Origin of the sequence: Cupriavidus sp. H19C3 (assembly GCF_049393815.1) — a bacterium.
Classification (GTDB): domain Bacteria; phylum Pseudomonadota; class Gammaproteobacteria; order Burkholderiales; family Burkholderiaceae; genus Cupriavidus.
Window position 1 is genome coordinate 2,511,268 of the sequence record NZ_CP184986.1, and the last position, 23,859, is coordinate 2,535,126.

Annotated in this window: 24 protein-coding genes; 16 read left to right on the forward strand and 8 right to left on the reverse strand. The window is 66.9% G+C overall.

Annotated features, from left to right (window positions below; genetic code table 11):
* Positions 1-57: 57 nt before the first annotated feature.
* Positions 58-1,374: an MFS family transporter gene (locus DFLDMN_RS30690; protein WP_423199506.1), complete on the reverse strand. Its 1,317-nt coding sequence runs from the start codon at positions 1,372-1,374 to the stop codon at positions 58-60.
* A 207-nt stretch (positions 1,375-1,581) separates the two neighbouring features.
* Here DFLDMN_RS30690 and DFLDMN_RS30695 point away from each other — a divergent pair, with 207 nt between their 5' ends.
* The 4 genes from DFLDMN_RS30695 (at position 1,582) to DFLDMN_RS30710 (ending at position 5,434) form a co-directional block, all read left to right on the forward strand.
* Positions 1,582-2,850 carry an IS256 family transposase gene (locus DFLDMN_RS30695; RefSeq protein WP_025647994.1) on the forward strand — a complete coding sequence of 423 codons (1,269 nt, stop codon included), beginning with the start codon at positions 1,582-1,584 and terminating at the stop codon, positions 2,848-2,850.
* A 255-nt stretch (positions 2,851-3,105) separates the two neighbouring features.
* A complete protein-coding gene (locus DFLDMN_RS30700; RefSeq protein WP_423199507.1) occupies positions 3,106-3,456 on the forward strand; it encodes a hypothetical protein in 351 nt (116 codons plus the stop codon).
* Positions 3,457-3,583: 127 nt separating this feature from the next.
* Positions 3,584-4,741, forward strand: a complete 1,158-nt coding sequence (locus DFLDMN_RS30705) for an acyl-CoA dehydrogenase family protein (RefSeq protein ID WP_423199508.1) — start codon at positions 3,584-3,586, stop codon at positions 4,739-4,741.
* Between the two features lie 162 nt (positions 4,742-4,903).
* The gene (locus DFLDMN_RS30710; RefSeq protein WP_423199509.1) at positions 4,904-5,434 is read left to right on the forward strand and encodes a hypothetical protein; all 531 of its coding nucleotides are present in this window, start codon (positions 4,904-4,906) and stop codon (positions 5,432-5,434) included.
* 73 nt (positions 5,435-5,507) lie between these two features.
* Here the strand turns inward: DFLDMN_RS30710 and DFLDMN_RS30715 are convergent, their stop codons facing one another.
* On the reverse strand, positions 5,508-5,882 hold the full coding sequence (locus DFLDMN_RS30715) for a PHA-granule associated protein 4 (protein ID WP_423199510.1): 375 nt from the start codon (positions 5,880-5,882) through the stop codon (positions 5,508-5,510).
* 124 nt (positions 5,883-6,006) lie between these two features.
* Positions 6,007-8,856 (reverse strand): M16 family metallopeptidase, encoded by a 2,850-nt coding sequence (locus DFLDMN_RS30720; protein WP_423200626.1) that lies wholly within the window; start codon positions 8,854-8,856, stop codon positions 6,007-6,009.
* A gap of 236 nt (positions 8,857-9,092) precedes the next feature.
* Between DFLDMN_RS30720 and DFLDMN_RS30725 the strand changes: the two genes are divergently transcribed.
* From DFLDMN_RS30725 to DFLDMN_RS30740, 4 genes are all read left to right on the forward strand, one after another.
* Positions 9,093-10,568, forward strand: coding sequence for a DNA-3-methyladenine glycosylase 2 family protein (locus DFLDMN_RS30725; RefSeq protein ID WP_423200627.1), 1,476 nt, complete (start codon positions 9,093-9,095; stop codon positions 10,566-10,568).
* Entirely contained in the window at positions 10,565-11,101 is a 537-nt protein-coding gene (locus tag DFLDMN_RS30730) for a methylated-DNA--[protein]-cysteine S-methyltransferase (RefSeq protein WP_423199511.1), read from the forward strand. The genes DFLDMN_RS30725 and DFLDMN_RS30730 overlap by 4 nt, the downstream gene beginning before the upstream one ends.
* A 73-nt stretch (positions 11,102-11,174) precedes the next feature.
* Positions 11,175-11,738 carry an RNA 2',3'-cyclic phosphodiesterase gene (gene thpR, locus DFLDMN_RS30735; RefSeq protein ID WP_423199512.1) on the forward strand — a complete coding sequence of 188 codons (564 nt, stop codon included), beginning with the start codon at positions 11,175-11,177 and terminating at the stop codon, positions 11,736-11,738.
* Positions 11,739-11,918: 180 nt separating this feature from the next.
* Positions 11,919-12,716 carry a flagellar brake protein gene (locus tag DFLDMN_RS30740; RefSeq protein WP_423199513.1) on the forward strand — a complete coding sequence of 266 codons (798 nt, stop codon included), beginning with the start codon at positions 11,919-11,921 and terminating at the stop codon, positions 12,714-12,716.
* A 131-nt stretch (positions 12,717-12,847) separates the two neighbouring features.
* On the opposite strand, the gene DFLDMN_RS30745 is transcribed toward DFLDMN_RS30740, so the two are convergent.
* Together DFLDMN_RS30745 and DFLDMN_RS30750 are read right to left on the reverse strand one after the other, a co-directional pair.
* Positions 12,848-13,696 (reverse strand): IclR family transcriptional regulator domain-containing protein, encoded by an 849-nt coding sequence (locus tag DFLDMN_RS30745; RefSeq protein WP_423199514.1) that lies wholly within the window; start codon positions 13,694-13,696, stop codon positions 12,848-12,850.
* Positions 13,697-13,926: 230 nt separating this feature from the next.
* Positions 13,927-16,233 (reverse strand): patatin-like phospholipase family protein, encoded by a 2,307-nt coding sequence (locus tag DFLDMN_RS30750; RefSeq protein WP_423199515.1) that lies wholly within the window; start codon positions 16,231-16,233, stop codon positions 13,927-13,929.
* 157 nt (positions 16,234-16,390) lie between these two features.
* Here DFLDMN_RS30750 and DFLDMN_RS30755 point away from each other — a divergent pair, with 157 nt between their 5' ends.
* The 4 genes from DFLDMN_RS30755 (at position 16,391) to DFLDMN_RS30770 (ending at position 18,784) form a co-directional block, all read left to right on the forward strand.
* Entirely contained in the window at positions 16,391-16,579 is a 189-nt protein-coding gene (locus DFLDMN_RS30755; RefSeq protein WP_423199516.1) for an oxidoreductase-like domain-containing protein, read from the forward strand.
* Positions 16,534-17,433 carry an NAD-dependent protein deacetylase gene (locus DFLDMN_RS30760; RefSeq protein ID WP_423199517.1) on the forward strand — a complete coding sequence of 300 codons (900 nt, stop codon included), beginning with the start codon at positions 16,534-16,536 and terminating at the stop codon, positions 17,431-17,433. Before DFLDMN_RS30755 ends, DFLDMN_RS30760 begins: the two co-directional genes overlap by 46 nt.
* A 52-nt stretch (positions 17,434-17,485) precedes the next feature.
* Positions 17,486-17,746, forward strand: a complete 261-nt coding sequence (locus DFLDMN_RS30765; protein ID WP_423199518.1) for a hypothetical protein — start codon at positions 17,486-17,488, stop codon at positions 17,744-17,746.
* Between the two features lie 102 nt (positions 17,747-17,848).
* Positions 17,849-18,784 (forward strand): DMT family transporter, encoded by a 936-nt coding sequence (locus DFLDMN_RS30770; RefSeq protein ID WP_423199519.1) that lies wholly within the window; start codon positions 17,849-17,851, stop codon positions 18,782-18,784.
* Here the strand turns inward: DFLDMN_RS30770 and DFLDMN_RS30775 are convergent.
* From DFLDMN_RS30775 to DFLDMN_RS30785, 3 genes are all read right to left on the reverse strand, one after another.
* A complete protein-coding gene (locus tag DFLDMN_RS30775) occupies positions 18,781-19,428 on the reverse strand; it encodes a DUF1439 domain-containing protein (RefSeq protein WP_423199520.1) in 648 nt (215 codons plus the stop codon). The two genes, DFLDMN_RS30770 and DFLDMN_RS30775, sit on opposite strands and share 4 nt — an antisense overlap.
* Positions 19,429-19,512: 84 nt before the next feature.
* Positions 19,513-19,719 (reverse strand): SlyX family protein, encoded by a 207-nt coding sequence (locus DFLDMN_RS30780; RefSeq protein WP_423199521.1) that lies wholly within the window; start codon positions 19,717-19,719, stop codon positions 19,513-19,515.
* Between the two features lie 55 nt (positions 19,720-19,774).
* Entirely contained in the window at positions 19,775-20,209 is a 435-nt protein-coding gene (locus DFLDMN_RS30785) for a VOC family protein (protein WP_423199522.1), read from the reverse strand.
* Positions 20,210-20,629: 420 nt separating this feature from the next.
* Between DFLDMN_RS30785 and DFLDMN_RS30790 the strand changes: the two genes are divergently transcribed.
* The 4 genes from DFLDMN_RS30790 to DFLDMN_RS30805 all read left to right on the forward strand — a co-directional run bounded on the left by DFLDMN_RS30790 (position 20,630) and on the right by DFLDMN_RS30805 (position 23,770).
* Positions 20,630-20,752 carry a type II toxin-antitoxin system RelE family toxin gene (locus tag DFLDMN_RS30790; protein WP_423200628.1) on the forward strand — a complete coding sequence of 41 codons (123 nt, stop codon included), beginning with the start codon at positions 20,630-20,632 and terminating at the stop codon, positions 20,750-20,752.
* Positions 20,749-21,135 carry a helix-turn-helix domain-containing protein gene (locus tag DFLDMN_RS30795; protein WP_423199523.1) on the forward strand — a complete coding sequence of 129 codons (387 nt, stop codon included), beginning with the start codon at positions 20,749-20,751 and terminating at the stop codon, positions 21,133-21,135. Before DFLDMN_RS30790 ends, DFLDMN_RS30795 begins: the two co-directional genes overlap by 4 nt.
* A gap of 118 nt (positions 21,136-21,253) precedes the next feature.
* Positions 21,254-22,579, forward strand: coding sequence for an argininosuccinate synthase (gene argG, locus DFLDMN_RS30800; RefSeq protein ID WP_423199524.1), 1,326 nt, complete (start codon positions 21,254-21,256; stop codon positions 22,577-22,579).
* Positions 22,580-22,738: 159 nt separating this feature from the next.
* A complete protein-coding gene (locus DFLDMN_RS30805; protein WP_423199525.1) occupies positions 22,739-23,770 on the forward strand; it encodes an aldo/keto reductase in 1,032 nt (343 codons plus the stop codon).
* Positions 23,771-23,859 lie beyond the last annotated feature (89 nt).

Sequence of the window (23,859 nt, forward strand, 5' to 3'; positions counted from 1 at the left end):
TAAGGCGCGGAAAACAAAAAAGGGGCCTGAAGGCCCCTTAGTTTGCCATGCTGGCGTTCAGTGCTCGTGATGCAGGTACTTGGCCTGACGCGGCAACCGGAACGCAAACAGGAAGGCGATCACCATCATCGTCGTCACGTACCAGTAGAAGCTGTTCTCGTGCCCTGCCGCCTTCAGGCCCAGCGCGACGTACTCGGCGGAGCCGCCGAAGATCGCATTGGCCACCGCGTAGGCCAGGCCCACGCCCAGCGCGCGCACTTCGGGCGGGAACATTTCCGCCTTCACGATGCCGCTTACCGAGGTATAGAAACTGACGATGGCGAGCGCGATGCAGATCAGCACGAAGGCCAGCTCCGGGCTCGTCACGGTCTTCAGGGAGGTCAGGATCGGTACCGTGGCGAGCGCACCGAGTGCGCCGAACAGGAGCATGTTGTTGCGGCGGCCGATACGGTCGGACAGCGCGCCGAACAACGGCTGCATGCACATATACACGAACAGGCACCCGGTCATCACGTAGCTGGCGGTCTTGATCGACATGCCGGCTGTGTTCACGAGGTACTTCTGCATGTACGTGGTGAACGTGTAGAAGATCAGCGAACCGCCCGCGGTATAGCCCAGCACCGTGAAGAACGCGGCCTTGTGATGGCGGAACAGCTCGGCGATGGTACCGGCCTCGCGCGAACTGCGTTGCGCGGCGGTGGTGGTCTCGTGCAGCGTGCGGCGCAGCAACAGCGCCACCACGGCGGTGATGGCACCGATCACGAACGGGATGCGCCAGCCCCATGCCTTGAGCTCGGCTTCGTCGAGCAGCTGCTGCAGGACCACCACCACCAGCACCGCCAGCAACTGGCCGCCGATCAGCGTGACGTACTGGAACGACGAGAAGAAGCCGCGTCGCCCACGCAGTGCCACTTCGCTCATGTAGGTGGCGGTGGTGCCGTACTCGCCGCCCACGGAGAGGCCCTGCAGCAGGCGCGCGAGCAGCAGCAGCGCCGGTGCGAGGTTGCCGATGGTGGCATAGGTGGGCAGCGAGGCGATCAGCAGCGAGCCGAAACACATCATGACCACCGAGATCAGCATGGAATTCTTGCGGCCATTGCGATCGGCGATGCGGCCGAACAGCCAGCCGCCGATCGGCCGCATCAGGAAGCCCGCGGCGAATACGCCGGCCGTGTTGAGCAACTGCGCGGTGGGATCGGACTTCGGAAAGAACGACGGCGCGAAGTAGATCGCGCAGAACGCGTAGATGTAGAAGTCGAACCACTCGACCAGGTTGCCCGAGGAAGCGGCCACGATGGCGAAGACGCGCTTGCGCGTTTCCTCGGGTGAGGGCGCCGGTCCGGCGGCGGTGGCGGAGGAAGAGATGTCGGTCATGTGAATCTTGTGGTCATGGCGGCGGGGAGAGCTCGCCGCTGAGTTGGTGGCGAGCGGGGCGCTCGCGCCCGCACAGGCTACACGCGATCGATCATGTCTGGCCAGTATGCATCTTGTATCCGGCGGCAATACATTGTTGCCGCCCCTTGGGGCCTGTCAGATTTTTAGTGTGCCGAGGCCATGAGACGATAACGGAAATAACGTCCTATGACCGATGCAACCGTGACCAAGAAGAGCAAGAACCCGAAGGCGCCGAAGCTGTTCCCCGATGAGCTGATCGATCAACTGCTTGCCCAGGTGCAGAGCAAGGATGCCGAGTCGATCCTGGGCGAATCGGGCTTGGCCGGCCAGCTCAAGAAGCAACTGGCCGAGCGCATGCTCGCGGCCGAGTTGAGCCACCATCTGGAAACCGAGGCCGAGCAAGGCAAGGCGGGCAACCACCGCAACGGCACAAGCCGCAAGACGGTCCTCACGCCCAACGGCGAACTGACGCTGGATATTCCACGCGATCGGCAGGCGACGTTCGAGCCGCAGTTGGTCGGCAAGTATCAACGCCGGCTGCCGGGCTTCGACGACCACGTCATCAGCATGTATGCGCGCGGCATGAGCGTGCGCGAGATTCAGGGCCATCTGCTGGAACTGTACGGGCTGCAGGTGTCGCCCGATCTGATTTCCACGGTCACCGACGAGGTGCTGGCCGACGTCGAGCAATGGCAGCAACGCCCGCTCGAGGCCATGTATCCGATCGTGTACTTTGACGCGCTGCGGCTGAAGATCCGCGACGAAGGCACGGTCAAGAACAAGGCGGTCTATCTGGCGTTGGGCATCCGCGCCGACGGCCGCAAGGAAGTGCTGGGTTTGTGGATCGAGCAAACGGAAGGCGCCAAGTTCTGGCTGAAGGTCTTCAACGAGTTGAAGAACCGCGGCTTGCACGACATCCTGATCGCGGTGGTCGATGGTTTGCGCGGCTTCCCCGAAGCGATCGAGGCGGTCTATCCGGCCGCCCAAATCCAGACCTGCATCGTGCATCTGATCCGCAATTCGCTGAATCTGGCGAGCTGGAAGGACCGCAAGTCGCTGGCTGCCGCGATCAAGCCGATCTATCAGGCCGCCACGGCCGAGGCGGCGGCAGCGGCGCTCGACGCCTTTGCGCAGAGCGAGTGGGGGCGCAAATTCCCTACCGTCGCGGCCATGTGGCAGCGCCAATGGGAACAGGTGATCCCCTTCTTCGCCTATCCGCCCGAGGTGCGTCGAATCGTATATACGACGAACGCCATCGAGAGCATGCACATGCAGTTGCGCAAGATCGTCAAGAACCGCGGCCACTTCCCGAGCGACGAAGCCGCCAGCAAACTGCTGTTTCTGGCCTTGCGCAACATCGAAAAGGATTGGAAGATGCCGCCTATCACCTGGCGGCAAGCAGTCAATCAGTTCGCCATTCTGTTCGGCGAGCGATTCACCGCCGCCATCAGCTGAGATCTTTTAACCGACCTCAGCACACGAAATTCCTGACACGTCCGCCCCTTGTCGGTGCTGGCCTGGCGGGCGATTGTGCAAGGCCGTGGAAAGAGTGTCCGCCGGCCCGGCCGTGCGTGCGAGCGGCCTGGGGGCACTTGCGCCGCCCGCGCTGGCAATCGGCTTCGCGTTTGCCGTCACTTGCGTCGCGCCGATGGCTGGGCAATGATGCAGGCCGGGTACCTCGTGCAGCCGTCCTTCCGATATCTTCGCGCCATGTCCGTCTCACGCCCCCTGATCTGTCTGCTGTCTTGTCTGCTACCCGCGGTGCCGGCCACGGTGATGGCGGCGCCGGACATCGCCCATTGCGAGCGCGTCCAGCCCGCGCAACTGCGCATGGCTTCCGAGCAAACCCTGCTCTTCTTGCGCTGCCGCGCGCGGCGCCTGGCTTATGACGCGCCGCAGATACGCGGCGTGTCGCAGAAAACCCGCGACGACCTGGTATTCGCGTGCATGGACCAGGCCGACGCGGTAGACCACGAATTGCGGGTCAGCCACGGCTATACACGCGAGGCGCTGGCACGCAAGAAATGCGATGACTGGCAGAACCCGGGTACCGGTGGGTAACCGGCTAGGCAGCGCGCAGCGGCCGGGCATTGTCAAGTCAGTTTTGCATTTCTGTCCAACCTTCCGGGGATTGTCAAATCATACGGTCGGCGTACGATGAGCGGCCTGACTGGAGTGGAGACCCCCGATGGCCCTCGATGCCGAATCCTTTTCCCTGCTGCGCGCCTCGGTGCAGCGCTTTATCGACGAACGCCTGAAGCCCGCGGAGGACACTCTCGAGGAACTCGACGACGTGCCGGCCGAGATCGTGGCCGACATGAAGGAGATGGGCCTGTTCGGCATCTCGATTCCGGAAGCCTACGGCGGCATCGGGCTGTCGATGTCGCAGGAATGCGATGTGGTCTATGACCTCGGCCATACCGCCTTTGCCTTTCGGTCGGTGTTCGGCACCAACGTCGGCATCGGCTCGCAGGGCATCCTCATGGATGGCACCGAGGCCCAGAAGCAGGACTACCTGCCGCGCATCGCCAGCGGCGAGCTCATCATCTCGTTCGCGCTGACCGAGCCCAATGCCGGATCGGACGCCGCTTCGCTGCAGACGCGCGCCGAGCTCGACGGCGACCACTACGTCATCAACGGCACCAAGCGTTTCATCACCAATGCGCCGCGTGCGGGCGCCTTTACGCTGATGGCGCGCACCGGCGACGCGGGCGCGTCGGGCATCTCCGCCTTTATCGTGCCGGCCGACACCCCGGGCATCTCGCTCGGCAAGCCGGACAGGAAAATGGGCCAGCGCGGCACCAAGACCTGCGACGTAGTGCTCGAGAACGTGCGCGTACCGGCCGCCAACATTATCGGCGGCGTGCCCGGCGTGGGCTTCAAGACCGCCATGAAGGTGCTCGATCGCGGCCGCCTGCATATCTCGGCGCTGGCCTGCGGCATGGCACACCGGCTGATTACCGATGCCGTGGCCTATGCGCGCGAACGCAAGCAGTTCGGCAAGCCTATCGGCGACTTCCAGCTGATCCAGGCCATGCTGGCCGACAGCCAGGCCGAGCTCTATGCGGGCCTGTCGATGGTGCGGGACTGCGCGCAGCGGTACGACGCCAAGACGCCCGGCAAGGCCGACCCGGAAGTCAGCATGCTGGCCTCGTGCACCAAGATGTTCTGTACCGAGATGGTCGGCCGCGTGGCCGATCGCGCAGTGCAGATCCATGGCGGCGCGGGGTATATCGCCGAATACAAGGCGGAGCGGTTCTATCGCGACGTACGCCTGCTACGCCTCTACGAAGGCACCACGCAGATCCAGCAACTCATCATCGCCAAGCAGCTGCTGCGCGATTGAGCGGTCGTCTCCGGATGCGTGACATCCGGGCCCCGACACGAGGCGGGGCCACGGCCGATCACGGCCCCAGGCAGGACCAGGCGGGACCACGCGGGACCACGCGGGACCACGCGGGACCACGCGGGACCGGGCAGGACAAAGAGGGCATAACGAGGAGGCAAGATGGACAAGCTCCAGCAGACCGCTGGCGGGAATGGCGTATGCCGGCTGCGCGCACTGGTGGCCACCTATCGGACACCGCTGCACGCCTACACGCTGGCGGTGTCGCCGGTGGAACTCATGCAATGGTGCGGCGGAGCGGCGCCACGGCACTCGGCGCGCGACTATCGCGCGCAGGCGCATCTGGACCGCTTGCGCGATGCCGTGCGCACACACGGCCTGGCCCTGCCCAATGCCATCGTGGTGGCGGTGTCGGGGGGGCATATGCAATGCGAGTCCGATCATCTCTATACGCTCGAACTGCGCGCACACGCGGGCGATCGCCTGATTGTGCTGGAAGGCCATGAGCGGCTCGGGCAAATGGCCGCCGGCGAGCGTGGCACGTTCAAGACGCTGGTGACCGCGGTACTGTGCCGGACCGCGATCGACCTGGAGACCTATGCGCCGGCCGGCACCACGGCCGATGCCGGCGTGATTCACGCCTCCGCCGCGGCTCGCTGGGCTGCCGCGGCAAGGGTTTGGCAGTCGGCCTGAGCGGCCGATGGGAACGATGCAGGCTGGCGGCCGAAGCGATGACCGAAACGGCTCCCGCTTCGGTGCCGTAGCCTTACCAGATGCTATCCACGTCGCGCAGCAAGTGGCCAGCGAGAATGTAGTCGCCCAGGCGGGTTGCCTTGGCTTCGAGTTCGACCAGTTCGTGATCGGGCAACGTGCCGAGATCGAACTGGCAATACAGATTGCGCTGCCGGAACGTGGTCTTGGGCTTGGCCAGCCCCTCGCTCAACGCCTCGCGCGAGCGCACGGCGATGCTTTCCTGCCCGCGGTACTGCACCTTGATGCCGCGCTTCTCGCCCAGCCGGCCCAGTTCCACCGCATCCTGCCAGCCGGTCTCGTAATCGAGTTCCAGCCCCATGAACGGCGCCTGCTCCAGTGTCAGGAACCGCAATGCCTCGGCCTTGCTGCCTGCCCGCATGATTGACATCCACCCCTCGTGTCTGAACGATACTGTATGAATATACAGTGATCGACGGGTCCCCACAAGGCGTCTCGGCAGAGCATCGCCCGCAGGACCGTGCCTTCTCATGTGCAGGCGAAGGCGCCGGATTTCAAGGCCGGACGTCGCCGCGCGTGACGTCGGTGGCGGCCGGCGGCGCGCCGGCTTCGGGCTGGGGCGCGGCACCGCGCGGCAGCGCGAAGTCGCCGGCGTAGGCCTGCGAGATCGCGGCCGGCGACAGGTGGCGCCGGATCGCATCGTTGACGTCCGCCACCGTGGCCGCGCGCACGCGCGCGTCGATGTCCGCGGTGAACGCCATGGTGTGTCCGAGGTAGAGCTGATTGGCGAGCACCGCGGCCAGTGTGCCGTCGCGCGAGCGGCTGACCGTGGCCTGTTGCAGCAGGCCGCTCTGGGCCTCGGCCAGTTCGTCGGCCGTGATGCCGTCGCGCACGAAGCGCGCGAGCTCCTCGTCGAGCGCACGCCGCAGGCGCTCCACGTTCTGCGGTGCGTAGACGGCCTGCAGCCCGAAGCGCCCGGCACGGTCGAGTGAGCCGATCTGCATGTAGCTGGACGCGCCGTAGCTGATGCCGTCCTGCTGGCGCAGCCGGTCGGCCAGGCGGCTGCGCATGCCGGTGCCGCCGAACACGCGGCTGGCGATCATCAGCAGCGGGTAGTCGGGCGAGTCCGTCAGCATGTCCAACGGTTGCGTGGCCACGTACACCGCGTTGGCCTTGCCCGGCGTCTCCAGCGTGAAATTGGCGCCCGGGATGGCCACGAACGGGCGGTCAACGCGCTCGAACGGCACCTGCGCGCGCCAGTCGCTGAACAGGAAGACGGCCTGGCGCACCGCCTCGTCGGCATCGAAGTCGCCTACCAGCGCGAGCTGTGCGTGCTCCGCGCCGTAATAGCGCGCGTGGAAGGCGCGCGCCTCGGCCGCCGAGACCGCGCGCAGTTCGGCGAGGCTTTCGTCGAAGGTCGGCGTATAGCGCGGGTCTTCGGCGGGGTAGGGATTGCCGTGCCGGCCGAGCGTATTGGGCGCCAGCGCGTTGGGCTGGCTGCGCTGGCTGTCGATGCCGGCAATCGCGCTGGCGCGCAGGGTCTCGAATTCGTCGGTGGGGAATGTCGGCATGCGCAGGACGGTGCGCAGCAGCGCCATCAGGTCGGGCAGATACGCCCGGCGCGTCTCGAACGAGACCGTCAGGCGCTCGGCGCTGCCCGAGATCGACACGTTGGCCTTGAGCGCTTCCAGGCGGTCCGAGATCTGCTGCCGGTCGAATGCGCCGGCCCCGCGCCGGAGCATGCCCGCGGTCAGCGAGCCGACCGCCCGCTTGCCCTGCAGCGCCGACGGATTGCCAAAGCGCAGGATCAGGGTGCCGTGCACCGTCTCGCCGCGCGTCGGTTTGGGCAGCAGCGCCAGCTGCATGCCATTGGCCAGCGTCTCGCGACGGGTATGCGCCTCGATATTGGCCGGACTCGGATCAAAAGTCGCCACCGCTGCCGCGGCCGGCTTGCCGCGATAGTCACGCGTCAGCGCCGCCACGTCCGGCAGTGGCGGCATCGCGGCCAGCTGCGGCTTGTCGCCCGGCAGGAACTGACCCACCGTGCGGTTGGTCGGGCGCAGATAGTTCTCCGCCACGCGCTGCACGTCCTCCAGCGTGGTGGTCTCCACGCGGTCGCGCGCGATAAAGAACAAGCGCCAGTCGCCCTTGGCAATCGCTTCAGACAACGCAATGCCATAGCGCGCCGGATCGTTGAGGATGTGCTCATAGGCATTGCGCAGGCGCACGCGTGCGCGCTCCAGCTCGTCCGGCGTGACGGGGCGCGCGGCCACGCCTTCCACTTCCGCCAGCAGGGCCGCGCGCACCGGCTCCAGCGGACGGTCCTTGCTGGTACCGGCCGCAAACAGGATCATGCCCGGATCATGCAAGGCCTCGAACATCGAGCTTTGCCATGCTGCCTTGCGCGTCTGCACCAGCGCCTGCTCCAGGCGTCCACCCGGTGTGTCGGCGAGGATCACGGAGAGCAGGCTCAGCGCCGTGGTATCGGCATGCGCGCCGGGCGCGGTGTGGTACTGGACCGCCACGATGCTGCTGTCGCCGGGCCGCGTCAGCGTCAGCTCGCGCGCGCCCTCCTGCGGCGGCTCGACGGTATGCTCGGGCGGCAGCACGCGCGTGGGACGCGCGATCGGACCAAAGGCCTGTTCGATGCGCGCCAGCGTGCGGGCCGGGTCGAACTGCCCGGTGACTACCAGCACCGCGTTGTCGGGCTGGTAGTAGCGGCGATAGAACGCGCGCAGGTTGTCGATGCCGACATTCTCGACATCGCTGCGCGCGCCGATCGGCACCTTGCCGTAGTTGTGCCAGCGGAACGCCGCCGCGCTCATCTGCTGCATGAGCATGCGCATCGGATTGTTCTCGCCGATTTCCATCTCGTTGCGCACCACCGTCATCTCGCTGTCGAGATCGGCCCGTGCGATGGTGCTGTTGACCATGCGGTCGGCCTCCATGCGCAGGGCCCAGTCCAGATTGTCCTCGCTCGACGCGAAGGTCTCGAAGTAATTGGTGCGGTCCTGCGCGGTGGTGCCGTTGGACGACATGCCGCGTCGTGCGAATTCGATTGGAATGGTGCGTCCTGGCAGCGACGGCGTGCCCTTGAACAGCATATGCTCGAGCAGGTGCGCCATGCCGGTTTCGCCATAGTTCTCGTGCCGGCTGCCCACCAGGTATGTCATGTTGACCGTGGTGGTGGGCTGCGCCGCATCGGGCGCCAGCAGGATGCGCAAGCCGTTCGGCAGGCGGTACTCGGTAATGCCCTCGACTTCCGCCACGCGGGTCGCGCTGGCCACCGGCGCGGCGGCTAGCGCCGGCGTCGGGTTGGACGGCGCGCGCGAGGGGGCGGCCGAGGTCGACAGCGACGCCCGCACGTAGCCGCCGGGGCGCGCGGGCGCGGCGCCCGCGGGCATGACGGCGTTGGCCAGGAAGACCGCCGCACATAGCCATCCTGCAACGTTAAGACGAGGCATGGAAACTCCGGGGGCGGCGCGCGCGGTTGGCCGGGCGTGCCGCCATGACTGGGGATGTAAGGGCGATTCTAGCGCCGGGCGCCCGGCCCGAACGCGCGCCGCCGAACTTTTCCCGGCCGGAGGAGAATGTCCGATTTCAGCGCATGCGCGCCTCGTCCGCGCGCTACGATGGCGCCATGAAACTCGATCCCGATACCTGCTATCGCGCCGTTGCGTCGCACGACCGCCGTTTCGACGGCCGGTTCTTCGTGGGCGTTTCGTCGACCGGTGTCTACTGCCGCCCGGTCTGCGCGGTGCGCACGCCCAAGCGCGAGAACTGCTCGTTCTACGAGACCGCCGCCGCCGCCGAAAAGCAGGGCTTCCGCCCGTGCCTGCGCTGCCGCCCGGAGCTTGCGCCGGGACATGGCCTGGCCGATATTTCCGGACGCCTGGCGCAGGCGGCCGCCACGTTGATCGACGAAGGTTTCATGGCCGACGGCAGCGTGGCCCAACTGGCCGCACGCATCGGCGTGACCGAACGACACCTGCGCCGGCTGTTCGATGCCGCGTTCGGCGTCTCGGTCCTCGAATACGCGCAGACCCAGCGTTTGTTGCTGGCCAAGCGGCTGTTGACCGATACCGCGCTGCCGGTGACCGATGTCGCGCTGGCGGCCGGCTTCGGCAGCGTGCGCCGTTTCAATGACGTGCTCAAGACCCGCTATGGACTGACCCCGCTGGCCATGCGCAAGCGCGCCGCCGACGGCATGGCGGACCGGCTTGTATTCGAGCTTGGCTATCGGCCTCCGCTCGCATGGGATGTGCTGCTCGGCTTCCTGGGCACGCGTGCGGTGGACGGCATCGAGCATCTGCACGGCGGCACCTACCTGCGCACCATGGCCGTCGAGAGCGGGGAAGACCTGCATGTGGGCTGGGTGCGCCTTGAGCATGTACCGCGCCGCCTGGTGGTGCGCGTCACGCTGTCGGCGTCGCTGGCCCGTGTGATACCGCAGGCGCTGGGCAAGGTACGGCGCCTGTGCGACCTCGGCTGCCGTCCGGATATCGTCGACCGGCATCTCGGCGACCTGGCCGGGTCGTTGCCGGGCGTGCGGCTGCCGGGCACGTTCGACGGGTTCGAGATCGCCGTGCGCGCGATCGTCGGGCAGCTGATCTCGGTGGTGCATGCGCGGCGCATCCTCGCGCGCCTGACCGAGCACGCCGGCGTGGCGCTGCCGGCGGAGAGCGCGATCGCGCCGCTGACCCACGCGTTTCCTGGCGCGGCCGCGCTCGCGGCCCTGTCCGACGACGCCTATCGCGCGGCCGGCGTGCCACCCGGCAAGATGCGGGCGCTGCGCGCGCTGGCCGCAGCGGTATCGATGCGTGCGCTGCGGCTCGACCCGCAGTCGCCGCCCGAGGAAACCGTGGCCGCGTTGCGCGCATTGCCGGGTATCGGCGACTGGACCGCCCAGTACATCGCCATGCGCGCGCTGGGCTGGCCGGATGCGTTTCCCGGCACCGACTACGCGTTGCGCAAGGTGCTCGGCGTGGCCACTGTGCGTGCCATGCACGCGCGCACCGCGCACTGGGCACCGTGGCGCGCGTACGCCGCCATCCATCTGTGGCACCGTTATGAACAGCGCCAGACCTATGGCGACCTGAACCAGGAGCAAGCATGACGACCTATCGCATCGTGGCAAGCCCGCTCGGCGACATCCTGCTGCGCGCGGCCGATGGTGCGCTGACCGGACTGTACTTTTCCGGGCAGAAGTATTATCCCGGGCAGATCACGGCCGGCGGCGTGGTCCATGCGTCGGACGCGCGCGTGCTCGACGCGGCCACCGACGAGCTGAACGCCTATTTCGCCGGCGACCTCCGCGCCTTCCGCGTGCCGATCCGCTTTGCGGGAAGCGCATTCCAGCAGGGCGTATGGCAAGCGCTGTGCACCATCGATTTTGGCGAGACCCTGTCCTACGGCCAGCTCGCCGCCGGGCTGGGCCTGCCGCCGTCGCACGCGCGCGCGGTCGGTGGCGCCGTGGGCCGTAACCCGCTGTCGGTCATCGTGCCGTGCCACCGGGTGCTGGGGGCGAGCGGCGACCTGACCGGCTATGCGGGCGGTACCGACCGCAAGCGCGCGCTGCTGCGGCTTGAAGGCGTGGCCGCGGCGCACGCCTTGCCGTTCGTGCGGCAGGCATCGCTGGCGCTGGCCTGACGCGTCCGCCGCATCCCGGCAGCGCTCCCACCGGCGTCTTCCACCAGCGCCTCCCACCAGCGTCTGAATGCCCGTGGCACGCTTGTTCATCGCCATCGACACGCCGCCCGCGCTCGCGGCGCAACTGCTGGCGAGCTTGCCGGCCGAGCGCGGCATCCGGCCCACCGCACCGGGGCAACTGCATCTGACGCTGCGTTTTCTCGGCGAACGGGACGAGGCCGCGGCGGTCGCCATCGCCGCGGCGTTGACCACGGTGGTACCCCGGCCGCTCACGCTGGCAGTGCAGGGCACGGGCCGCTTCCGCGGCCGGCAAGGGGCGATCCTGTGGGCCGGCCTGCGTGCCGACCCCGCGCTCGCGCAACTCCATGCGGACGTGCAGGCGGCACTCACGGACATCGGCATCGCCGCGGAGACGCGCCCGTTTCGCGCCCACCTGACGCTCGCGCGTTGCGGCGCAGCGGTCCCCGAAGCCGTGCTGTGCGCATGGCTGGCACGCACGCGGGGCCTGTCGGCGCCGCCATGGCAGGCCGACCGCCTGGTGCTCTACGAGAGCCAGCTGGCGCCCACGGGCGCCCGGCATGTGGTGCGGACCGCTTATCCGCTGCCGGCCGCCGTCCCTGGGCCGGCATCGACATAAACGCGCGGCGCTGTGGCGAGTGCGCTACCCCCCGGAAGTCTGTACCTAAAGTTATGCAACATTTTGCCGAAGGCCATGGCAAGCGCTTGCGCCGCCCTGTCGGCCCCGCGTACCATGCCGCGTTGGCCGCCAGCCATGCCTGCGCGGCGCAACACCCCAAATCCGACGTAGCAAAATTCCATGAGCATCCGAGATTCCAACGGGTCTGACCCGGCACAATCCCAGCCCCGACTAGAGGGTGATGAAGATGACGAAAAGGAGGGGTCGCACTCGGATGAACGCTATCGGCTGACCCATACATCCCAGATTGGCACCGTGCTGCGCGATCTCGCGTGGCAGAAGTGCATGCTGAGCGTGCGCTCGCGCGGCGGCTCGGAGATCGTGACGTCGATTCTCCATGTCGATCCGGCCAACCGGACCTTTATCTTCGACTGGTGCCGTGCCGACGGCGAACGCCAGGCGCTGATGGCGTCCGACCAGAATGCCTTCTCGGGCCTGCTGCGCGGTGTGCCGGTGAATTTCATCATCGGCACGCCGGGCGCCACGCGCTTCGAGGGCGGGCCGGCCTTTATCGCCGACTTCCCGGAAAAGCTCTATCACTTCCAGCGGCGTCGGCATTTCCGCGCGCGGACCTTGCTGACCAAGGGCTACCGTTGCGAGATCCGGGTGCAGGAAGGCGGCGAGACGCGCGTGATGCAACTGGACATTGCCGACCTGTCGCTGTCGGGCGTGGGCCTGCGTTCGCGCGCGGTGGGCGCCGACCAGTTGCCGGTGGGGACCACGGCCAAGCGCTGCCTGCTGGATTTTGGCGAACTCGGCCGGCTCGAACTCGATATGCAGGTCGTCGGGCACTGGATGGTTGGCTATGACGACAATACCGTGCACCACTACGGCTGCGCGTTTCTGAACCCGGACGGCCGCATGGAAAACTTCCTGCAACGCCTGGTGTTTGCGCTGGAGCTCGCTAACCGCGGTTGAGGCCATACCGCCGGCCTACCCTCCAGCGCGCATGCGCGGAGGGGTAGGCCGGATCGCTCGACGCGCCCCCGGCCGCTTGGCGGTCGATCCGTTGCCGCTTAACTGCCGCTTAACTGCCGCTTAGCTGCCGCTTAGCTGCCGATCAGCTTGCCGATCGCCGTGGCGGCATCGCGCATCGGCGTCAGCAGCCGCGCGATCATTTCCGACTCGGATACGCGCGCGGCCTTCACGCTCACGCTCACGGCCGCCACCACGGCACCGCTCAGCGCGCGCACCGGCACCGCGATTGCGCGCAGTCCCGGCTCCAGCTCCTCGTCGATAATCACGTAGTCGAGCTCGCGCGCCCGCGCGAAGGCGGCCTCCAGCTCCGTGCGTGACACCTTGGTCTGCAGCGTGCGCGGCCGCAGTTCCGCATGCTCGAAGAACGCCTCCAGCACCTCGGCGGGCTGGTACGCGAGCAATAGCCGGCCGATCGACGTGCAATACGCAGGCAGGCGGCTACCCATGCCAAGCGAGTGGGTCAGCACGCGTTGCACTTCCGAGCGCACCAGATACAGGATGTCGGTCCCATCCAGGATGGCCAGCGCCGAGGTCTCGTGAATGCGTGTGCTCAGCGTGTCGAGGATCGGCTGCGCGGCGGACACCAGCGAGGTCGAGGAAAAATACGCATGGCCGAGGTGCAATACGCGCGGCCGCAGCGCAAAGTGGCCATCCTGCTGGCTCACATAGCCGAGCTGCTCGAGCGTGTAGAGGCAGCGGCGGACCGAAGCGCGCGACAGTTGGGTCCGCTGCGCGACCTGCGAGATCGTGAGCGGCCGCTTGCGTTCGGAAAACGCCTCCAGCACCGTCAGGCCGCGTGCAAGCGACAGCATGAAGTTCGGATCGCCGGCAAAGCCGGTCAGCAGGTCGGACGGTGGGCGGGCGGCGCGCACGGTATCGGCATGCGCGGTCTGGAGGCGGAGTGGGCTGGGGGCGTCCATGGGCGAAGACGGTTCCTGGAGCGTTCGATAATCGCGCATCTTAACGTCCCACGGTAAACCTCGCCCGATCCTGCAAAAAAAATGTCGCCGATTGGGGCGGCGACGGAGGAAGGGGTGCCGGGCAAGACGGGGTCTTGTCGACACGGCCAAGTATAGGCAGCCGCACAAAGACATTACATACAACTTCGGTGGGGGGCGCGCCCGACGGCATCCGCCGGCCGTGCCGCGGGTCACGGCTTGCCGAGGAACAGGTACCACGAGTACTGGCCGCCCGTGGCGCGGCCATAGCCGACGTAGAGCGGTCCGATCGGGCTGTCCAGGCCGAGGAACAGCGCGCCCGACTTGAGCAGGCCGGTAGGACTGCCGGGCACCAGCGGCGCACCCACACGCCCGACCTCCATCGACGCGCCGGCGTAGACGCCTTCCAGCAACGTCTGGCGGAACAGCTTGTTGTAGTAGACCAGCCGCGCGAACTGGATATTGCCGCCCAGCAGTTGCCCGGTGCTGAAGCCGGACTGCTGCAGGAAGCCGCCCCACTGGAACAGGTCGTAGCGCGGCAACTCCGGCCCGCCGACATTGCCGCCTGCCTTGAAGCCCAGGTTGAAGGTGTGCTTGCCGAACGAGTGGACGTAGGTACCGGTCAGGTCGCCCTTGGTGTAGGTATCGGCCGCGCCCATGCCGGCCTGCGACGAATAGACGTTGATGGTCGCGCCATAGCCGGAGCGCGGGAAATTGATGCTGTCGACCTGGTCGATCAGCAGCCGCGCCGTGACCGCGCGCCGGGCCAGCCCGCCCGGCCCTGGTGCCAGGACCTCGGGGCCGGTGCTCAGCGTGGCGTTCTCGTGTCCGACCACCACGCCCAGGCGGGCCTCGCCGTACTTGGTGAACTGGCTACCGATATCGAGCGCGAGATCGGAGCGACGCAGGTCGTAGGCGGCAAAACGCGTATCGCCGTTGAAGATGTTGACGGTGCGTCGCTGGAATTCCACGCGCGGCGCGATAAAGAAGTATTGCCGCGTGTCGAGCGGCTGGTAAAACTCGCTGGTAATGCTGGAGGTCTGCCCGACCTGCACGTCGGTGCGCCACTCCGCGCCGAGCTGGTTCAGCCATGTGCGGCGATAGCTGGCCAGCACGTTGAAATACGCGTCGCCACGAAAATCCGAACTGAGTCCGAGCCCGAAACGCAGATAGCCAGGTCCGTACGACTTCTCGATCGCGCTGACGGCCAGAATGCGATTGCCCGGCTCCTCCAGGAAGCGGTAGTTCACGTGCTCGAAGTCGCCGGTGCCGAACAGGCGCCGCATGTCCTGGTCGAGCGTTTCCTGGCTGATGGGCGCGCCCGGCTTGGTTTCCATCGTGGCCCGCACGAAGTCCGGATTGACCCGTTCCAGCGGGGCCAGCCGGATTTCGTCGACCGGCCGCAGGTCCGGCGGTGGCAGCGCATCCTGCGTCTTGCGCAGGGCGGCGTACGCCTCCGACGATAGTGCGAGCGGAGCGAGGCGGTCTGCCACCTTCTGTGCGGCGGCTTCGCCGATCGGAATGGTCTTGGGCAGGTGGTCGAAGTCGCCGGCCGAGAACTCGCCGAGGGCGGGCTCGATCAGGATATCGCTCGGCCGCAGCGACGCCAGCGACGTGCGCACGTTCTGTTCGGTCAGGATATTCAGCATCTGGCTCGTCACGCCCAACAGCGAGGTCAGGTCCTCGCGCTTCATCAACGGCGTACCGAGATTGACCGCGATCACGATGTCGGCGCCCATCGCGCGCGCCACGTCCACCGGCAGGTTGTCGGTCAGGCCGCCGTCGACCAGCAGCTTCCCTTCGTATTCCGTGGGGGCCACCGCGCCGGGCACCGACATGCTGGCGCGCATGACGTTGGCCAGCTCGCCCTTGCTGAAGACCACCGCGGTGCCGGTCACGAGATCGGTGGCGACGGCCCGGTATGGAATCGGCAACGTATCGAAATCGCGATAACCGGGCGCCTTGGCCAGCGACCGGAGCACGGTCTCCAGTTGCACGCCCGAAACCGCACCCTTGGGCAGCAGCAGCCCGTCGGACCGCACGCCGATTTCCGGCGTAAAGAGGTTGGTCTGGTCGTCGAGCTTGCGGCGGATGGCGAGGTCCTTGCGTGGCGGGCGTTCCTTGAACAGCGCGTCGGTGGACAGGCGCGCCACCAGCGCTTCCATGTCCGGCACCGACATGCCGCTGGCGTAGGCGCCTCCGACCAGCGATCCCATGCTGGTGCCGGCGATGCAATCGACCGGAATGCGCATCGACTCCAGCACCTTGAGCACGCCGATATGCGCGGCGCCGCGCGCGCCTCCGCCGGACAGGACCAGGCATACCCGCGGCCGTCCGAGCGGGCGCGGTGCGGCGGCGACCGGCGCCTCGCTGGCGGCGGGGGCGAGGATGGCGGGCGCGGCCGGCGGCTGGGCGGGCACGGGTGCAAGATCGTCGGCAGCACGAGCGCTGCCCGCCTGGCCGGCCAGCACGAATGCAACCATGGCAAGAAAGGAGAAACGGCGCGCGGGAACGGGCATGGCAGGTGACGCAAACACGTTGCGTCAAGGCTAACAGCGCGCCCGCCGCAGGCGTTGCCCGCGGCGCCCATGTCGAAACAATTCAGCACGGGACGCGGAAGCGTGCAGATCACCCGCGTCATATACTGACGCCGTGTCTGCCATCGAAAAATCTTCCGTGTCTCACCCCGTTACCGACGATCCTCGACCCGTGCCACCGGAGCGGCCGGGCGACAACGAGTGCTGCCAGAGTGGCTGCGACCCCTGCATCTTCGATTTCTACGCCGACGAAATGGACCGCTACCGCCAGGAACTGAAGGCGTGGGAAGCGCGCCAGGCAGCACGCGCGCAACAGGGCACCGCGTGAGCGAGCTGCTCGACTTCGTGTCCCGTCATCGGCGCCTGTTCGTGCTGACCGGCGCGGGCATCAGCACCGATTCGGGCATTCCGGGCTACCGCGACGAACGCGGTCAGTGGCAGCGCTCGCCGCCCACCACGCTGCAGGCGTTTCTCGGCTCGCATGCCGCGCGCCAGCGCTACTGGGCGCGCAGCATGCTGGGCTGGCCCATGGCCGCGGGCGCGCAACCCAATATCAGCCATCAGGTGGTGGCGCAGCTCCAGGCGCACGAGCGGCTCTCCGGCCTGGTCACGCAAAACGTGGACGGCCTGCATCAGCGCGCGGGCAGCCGCGACGTCATCGAACTGCATGGCACGCTGCACGGCGTGGTGTGCCTGTCATGCGGCACCGGATACGAGCGTGCCGGCATCCAGCAATGGCTGTGGGAGCAGAATGCCGCGCTGCGCGACATCATCGCCGCTCCGCTCGCCGATGGCGACGTGCAACTCGAATCGCCGCTATTCGCGACGTTTCGCGTGCCCGTCTGCGCACGATGCGAAGGCATGCTCAAGCCCGACGTCGTATTCTTCGGCGAGTCGGTGCCGGCCGAGCGCGTCGCGCGGGCACGCGTGGCCCTCGACCAGTCCGATGCGCTACTCGTAATCGGCTCCTCGCTGACGGTGCGCTCGGGCTATCGCTTCTGCCTGTGGGCACATGAAGCCGGGACACCGATCGCGGCGCTCAACCTCGGCGTCACGCGCGCCGATCCGCTGCTGTCGCTCAAGATCGAGGCGCCGATCGGGCCGAGCCTGGCGGCGCTGGCCGCCGGGCTCGGGCTGGCAGGTGACGCGGTGCGTCTTGACGGTGCGGCGGGCGAAACGTAGTATCAGCCACTCTCGTCGGCGACCGCCGTCGGGATCGACGCTCCCAACTTTCATGTCACTGTCCGCCACGTCCTTCGTCGTCAATGCCAGCCCGGCCGCGCCGGCCATGGGCGTGGTATGCGCGGCGTCGGCGCGTTTGCGTGACATCGTTGTTTCTCCTGTCGTCGCCGGCGTGGGCGCCGTGGGCCTGATGGGCCTGATGGGCGTGGTGGGCATGAGCCGCGTGGTCGGCGTCAGCCCCCCGCCGGCTGCCCGGCAAGTGCTCCCGCTGTCGCCGCCACTGTCGCCGCCCCTGGCTCCGCCACGCGGCTGACCGTCGCCGCAACATCTTCCTCCGGCCGTTCTTCGCAGCACCCGTACGCGCATGATTGCGCCGTGCGCGCCGGAGGCTATCTGGCTTTCGACAGGACACATCATGACTTTCGACAAGAACGCCGCGGCGGACGCACCCGCCGTGGCGACGCATGCCGCCAACGCTGCCGGCACGCCCGCCGGCGCCGTGGCCGGCACCCTGGCCGCGCACGGCGCCACCGCGCTGTTCGTGCTGCTCTGGAGCGCCGGCGCCATCTTCAGCCGCGTTGGCCTCTCGCACGCATCGCCGTTTGCCTTTCTCACGCTGCGCTTCGTGCTGGCGCTGGGCGCGCTGCTGGCCATCGGACTGTATCGCGGCCGGCTGCTGCCGGCGCCCGGCACACGCCTGCGCGTGGCGGCCACAGGCGTGCTGCTGATCGGCGGCTACACCATTACCTACCTGCTCGCGCTCGACCACGGCATCACGCCGGGCGTGCTGGCAACCGTGCTCGGCGTGCAGCCGATCCTGACCCTGCTATGGGTCGAGCGGCGCGCGTCCGCCACGCGCCTGGCGGGTCTTGCGCTCGCGCTCGGTGGCCTGGTGCTGATCGTCGCGCATGGCATCGCACTTGCGCATTTCTCGCCGGCGGGCCTGCTCTGTGCCGCAGCGGCGCTGGCTTGCACCACGATTGGCGCGATGCTGCAGAAGACGATTCGCCAGGCACCGGCTGACGTCTTGCCGCTGCAGTACCTGGTCAGTCTGGGCGCATGCCTGTTGTGCCTGCCGTTCCAGCCGCTCCATGTGGCATGGACCGTGGGCTTCATCGTGCCGCTGGTGTGGATGGGCCTGGTGATCTCGGTAGCGGCCACGCTGCTGTTCTACCGCCTGATTGCCGCCGGGAACCTGGTCAATGTAACGAGCCTGTTCTACCTGGTGCCGCCGGTCACGGCGCTGCTCGACTACCTGGTGCTCGGCCATGAGCTGTCGGCCGGCTCGCTGGCGGGCATGGTGGCCGTACTGGCGGGGCTCGCGCTGGTGTTTCGGGGCGGTACTCGCTAGCGCTGCCTGATCTGCACGCGAATGCCGTCGGGCGCCACCGTGATGGCGCCCGGCTCGATGTCCTTGCCGTTGATGCGCAGCTCGTCGGGTTTGAACGTGTAGAGCGGGTAGTCCTTCAGCAACTGCTGCGCGACCACGGCACCGATCGCGTTCAACTGCTCGTTGTACTGCGGCATGCCCTGCACCCGAACCTGCTGGACGGTGGGATTGTCGAGCAGCACGGCGCGCCGGTCGGCGTCATAGCGGATGCCGCTGTTGAGCGCGAGCGAGCCGTTGACGGGCGGGGCCGGCAGGATGGTATTGGTGAGCGCCGCGTCGACCAGCGTGGTCACGCGGTTGGTGGCCTCGTCCAGGGTCAGCCGTGGGTGGGATAGCTGCACGCTGACGAGTTCGCCGTAGCGCAGCGTGGCCGGAAAGCGCTTGTCCACCGCACCCTGCAGTTCATCTCTCGAGAACGTGTACTCGCCAGTCCAGATGTTATAGCCGGCGTGCGCGGCGGTGATGCTGGCGCACGCAGCGATCAGGGCGCCGCCAAGCACCAGGCGGGAGAGGCGGCCAAAACGGGGAAAGCGCTGCGCATGAGGGAAGCGCTGCGCACGAACGAAGCGCTGGGAGCGACGGGAAGGCGTGAGTCGATCGATCATCGGCGGCCGGGTCCTGGCAATCGGAGTCTATCCGCCGGTGAGACAGCGGCTGCGCGCCGATCGTTCCGGCGTGCAGCCGCGTGCTCAATAGTGCGGCGGAATCTCGTGCTGCGGATTCGTCTCGGCGGCGGTCGAGGCGCCGGCTGTGTGCACCTGCTGGTAGAGCGCGCGAAACTGCGCCTGCAGCAGGTCGAGCTGTTGCTGCTGGCGCGCCACCGTCAGGTTCAGCGTCTCGATCAGGTCTTCCTGGAAGGCGACCCTGATCTCCAGGTCGGTCAGGCGGGATTCCATGGCATCTCTCCGGTTGGCCGCGCATTGTAAGGCACGGCCAACGCGGCACGATGCCTCAGTGCGGCTTGGGCGCGACCAGCACCATCCACGATACGCCAAAGCGGTCGGACACCATGCCAAACTGTTCGCTGAAGAAGGTCTGGGTCAGCGGCGCCAGCACCTGCCCACCCGCCGCCAGCGCATGAAAGGTCTTTTCGCAGGCCGCCACGTCCGGCACGGTGAGCGATAGAGCCACTCCCTTGAACTCGGGCTTGCCGCCGTTGTACCCGTCAGACGCCATCACCAGCGAGTCCCCGACCCAGAACGCCGCGTGCATGATCTTGTCCTCGCTGCCGGGTGGCGGCGCGCAGCCTTCGCTGGTCTTCTGCGGCTCCGGATTGTCGCGGAAACGCATCATCATCTCGATCCGCGCGCCGATGGCGCCCTTGTAGAACTCGAGCGCCTCTTCGGTACGGCCATCGAAGAACAGATAGGGTTGTATTTGCGACATCGACATCTCCTTTGGTGTTGACACGAGTCTCCGCCCGGCTGGGCGTGGACAAAATTGTGTACGCCGTCCACAAAGCCTAGCAAATCAGCTAGATCGTGTCCACATCAATAAAAGTGATCGCCGCAACATTCCGACACGTTTCCCGCTCCCGATCGCGCATACGATGGGCGCTTCCCGCCGGGGCATGAAATCCGATCGCCACACCAACGCCCCTCCTCGGCAATCGCCCCTCTCTCAGTTAACTTTATTTGCAGTAAAGTTAACTATAAGCTAATATGACGACGACTGCCCGTTCCATCGAACTCTCCCGGCAGGCACTCAAGACGCTGCGAGCCATGCCGCGCAACACCGCTCTGCTGATTCGCCAAGCTCGACCCACTCGCCGAGGATCCATGGGCGCCCAATCCAAACGTGCGCAAGATGATCGGCGCGCGCGGCTACCGGTTGCGTGTGGGGGATTGGCGGGTGCCGTACGACGTCGAGGATGGCCGCCTCGTCGTACTGGTGTTGGCCATCAAACCTCGCGGAGGCGCATATCAATGACTACCGGCATTCAATTCATCGAGCGTGACGGCCAGCGTGAATTCGTGGTCGTGCCCATCGAACTGTGGGATCGCGTCAAGCATCTCTTTGAAGAGATCGACGACGCCCTGCTCTATGACCGGGTCAGGCAGGAAGACGACGGCTTTCGCGTGCCCGTGGCCGTGCTGGACGCCGAGCTCGCCGGCGACCATCCGGTCAAGGCATGGCGCGAATACCGGCGCATGACCCAGGAAGCGCTGGCGCGGGCCGTAGGGATCAGCAAGCCCTACCTCAGCCAGCTCGAAAACCGCCGCCGCGACGGCAGCGTGGATACCTTCCAGCGCCTGGCCACAGCCCTTGGCGTGCCAATGGATGTTCTGATGGAAACGCCCGAATCGTCGTGAGGCCGTGAAGTTTGGCGCGCGCGCGTGCACGTGTCACAATTCACGGTTTCCGAGACTTCGCGCGTTGCCGGTGGCTGATGCACCGGGCGGCGCCCAATTCACACCTGGATTTCTGGCGATGACTACCATCCTGCAGCATATTCCTTCCGGCCAGCGCGTCGGAATCGCCTTCTCGGGCGGCCTCGATACCAGCGCGGCACTCCTCTGGATGCGCCAGAAGGGCGCCATTCCCTACGCCTACACCGCCAACCTGGGCCAGCCCGACGAACCGGACTATGACGACATTCCCCGCCGCGCCAAGGCCTACGGCGCCGAGGAAGCGCGCCTGGTGGACTGCCGCGCGCAGCTGGTGGCCGAAGGTATCGCCGCGCTGCAATGCGGTGCATTCCATATCTCGACCGCCGGCATCACGTACTTCAACACCACGCCGATCGGCCGTGCCGTGACCGGCACCATGCTGGTGGCCGCGATGAAGGAAGACGGTGTCAACATCTGGGGCGATGGCAGCACGTTCAAGGGCAACGACATCGAGCGCTTCTACCGCTATGGCCTGCTGACCAACCCGGGCCTGCAGATCTACAAGCCGTGGCTGGACCAGCAGTTCATCGACGAACTGGGTGGCCGCGCCGAGATGTCCGAGTTCATGCGCCAGAACGGCCACGACTACAAGATGTCCGCGGAGAAGGCCTATTCGACCGACTCCAACATGCTCGGCGCCACGCATGAAGCCAAGGACCTCGAGCATCTCGATTCGGGCATCCGCATCGTGCAGCCGATCATGGGCGTGCAGTTCTGGCGCGACGACGTGGAAGTCAAGCGCGAGGAAGTCACGGTCCGCTTCGAGGACGGCCAGCCGGTCGCGCTGAACGGCAAGACCTTCGCCAACAGCGTCGACCTGTTCATGGAAGCCAACCGCATTGGCGGCCGCCATGGCCTGGGCATGAGCGACCAGATCGAGAACCGCATCATCGAGGCCAAGAGCCGCGGCATCTACGAAGCCCCGGGCCTGGCACTGCTGTTCATCGCCTACGAGCGTCTCGTCACCGGCATCCATAACGAAGACACCATCGAGCAGTACCGCGACAACGGCCGCCGCCTGGGCCGCCTGCTGTACCAGGGCCGCTGGTTCGATCCGCAAGCGATCATGCTGCGCGAAACCGCCCAGCGTTGGGTGGCGGGCGCCGTGACCGGCGAAGTGACCATCGAACTGCGCCGCGGCAACGACTACTCGATCCTCAACACCACGTCGCCGAACCTGACCTACAAGCCGGAGCGCCTGACGATGGAGAAGGGCGAGTCGATGTTCACGCCGCTCGACCGTATCGGCCAGCTCACGATGCGCACGCTCGACATCGTCGACACGCGCGAAAAACTGCAGACCTACGCCAAGTCGGGTTTGCTGTCGTCGAAGACCAGCACGGCCCTGCCGAAGCTCGAGGACTGACGCCGTTCCGGCTGCCGGCAAGCAAGGCCGACGCGGTTTCCGCGTCGGCCTTTTTGCTTCTGCAGGCATCTTCCGAAGGGGGCACAATGCGCGCTGGCGGCTTGCACACCGCCGCCTGGCTCTCCTCGCCATTGGCCACAACCATTCGGAAAATACGCCATGTCAGATTTCACCATGCAATACCGCCGTCTCGGCGCCAGCAACCTCAAGGTTTCCACGCTCTGCCTCGGCACCATGATGTTCGCCGACCAGACCGACGAAGCCGAGGCCGGGCGCATCGTCGCCAGCGCGCGCGATCACGGCGTCAACTTTATCGACACCGCCGACGTCTACACCAAGGGTGCATCCGAGTCGATGGTGGGGCGCCTGCTGAACGGCAATCGCCACGACTGGGTGCTCGCCACCAAGCTCGGCAACCAGATGGGCAGCCAGCCCAACCAGTCGCATTATTCGCGTACGTGGATCATGCGCGAGATCGATGAGAGCCTGCGCCGCCTGGCTACCGACTATGTGGACGTGCTGTACCTCCACCGCGATTTCATTGGCGAGAATCTCGAAGAGCCCGTGCGCGCGATGGGCGACCTGATCCGCGCCGGCAAGATCCGCTACTGGGCTGTCTCCAACTTCCGCGGCTGGCGCATCGCCGAGATCGCCGGCCTGTGCGACCGCCTCGGCGTGCCGCGCCCGGTCGCCTGCCAGCCATACTACAACCTGCTCAACCGCATGCCCGAAGTGGAAATCCTTCCCGCCTGCGAGCATTTTGGCCTCGGCGTGGTGCCGTACAGCCCGATTGCGCGCGGTGTGCTGACCGGCAAGTATTTGCCCGGCCAGCCGCCGGAAGCCGGCACGCGCGCCGGCCGTGCCGACAAGCGCATGATGGAAACCGAATTCCGCGAGGAATCGCTCGTGATCGCCCAGCAGCTCAAGCAGCATGCGGAGTCGCGCGGGCTCAACGCAGGCCAGTTTGCCACCGCCTGGGTGCTCGCCAACCCGATCATCAGTTCGGTCATCGCCGGCCCGCGCACGCTGGCCCAGTTCGAGGACTATTTTGGTGCGGTCGGTGTCACCATCTCGCCGGAAGAAGAAGCGATGATCGATGCCCTGGTACCGCGTGGCCATGCCTCCACGCACGGCTACAGCGATCCGAGCTATCCGTTCGCGGGCCGCCCGGTCAAGACGTCCGAGGTGTGACGCCCACGCTGCCCTGGGCGCGGCCACCGCGCAGGGCAGCGGTTTGAATCGGTGTGTCAGGGCACATCCCCACTTTGCATCGGCGCTGA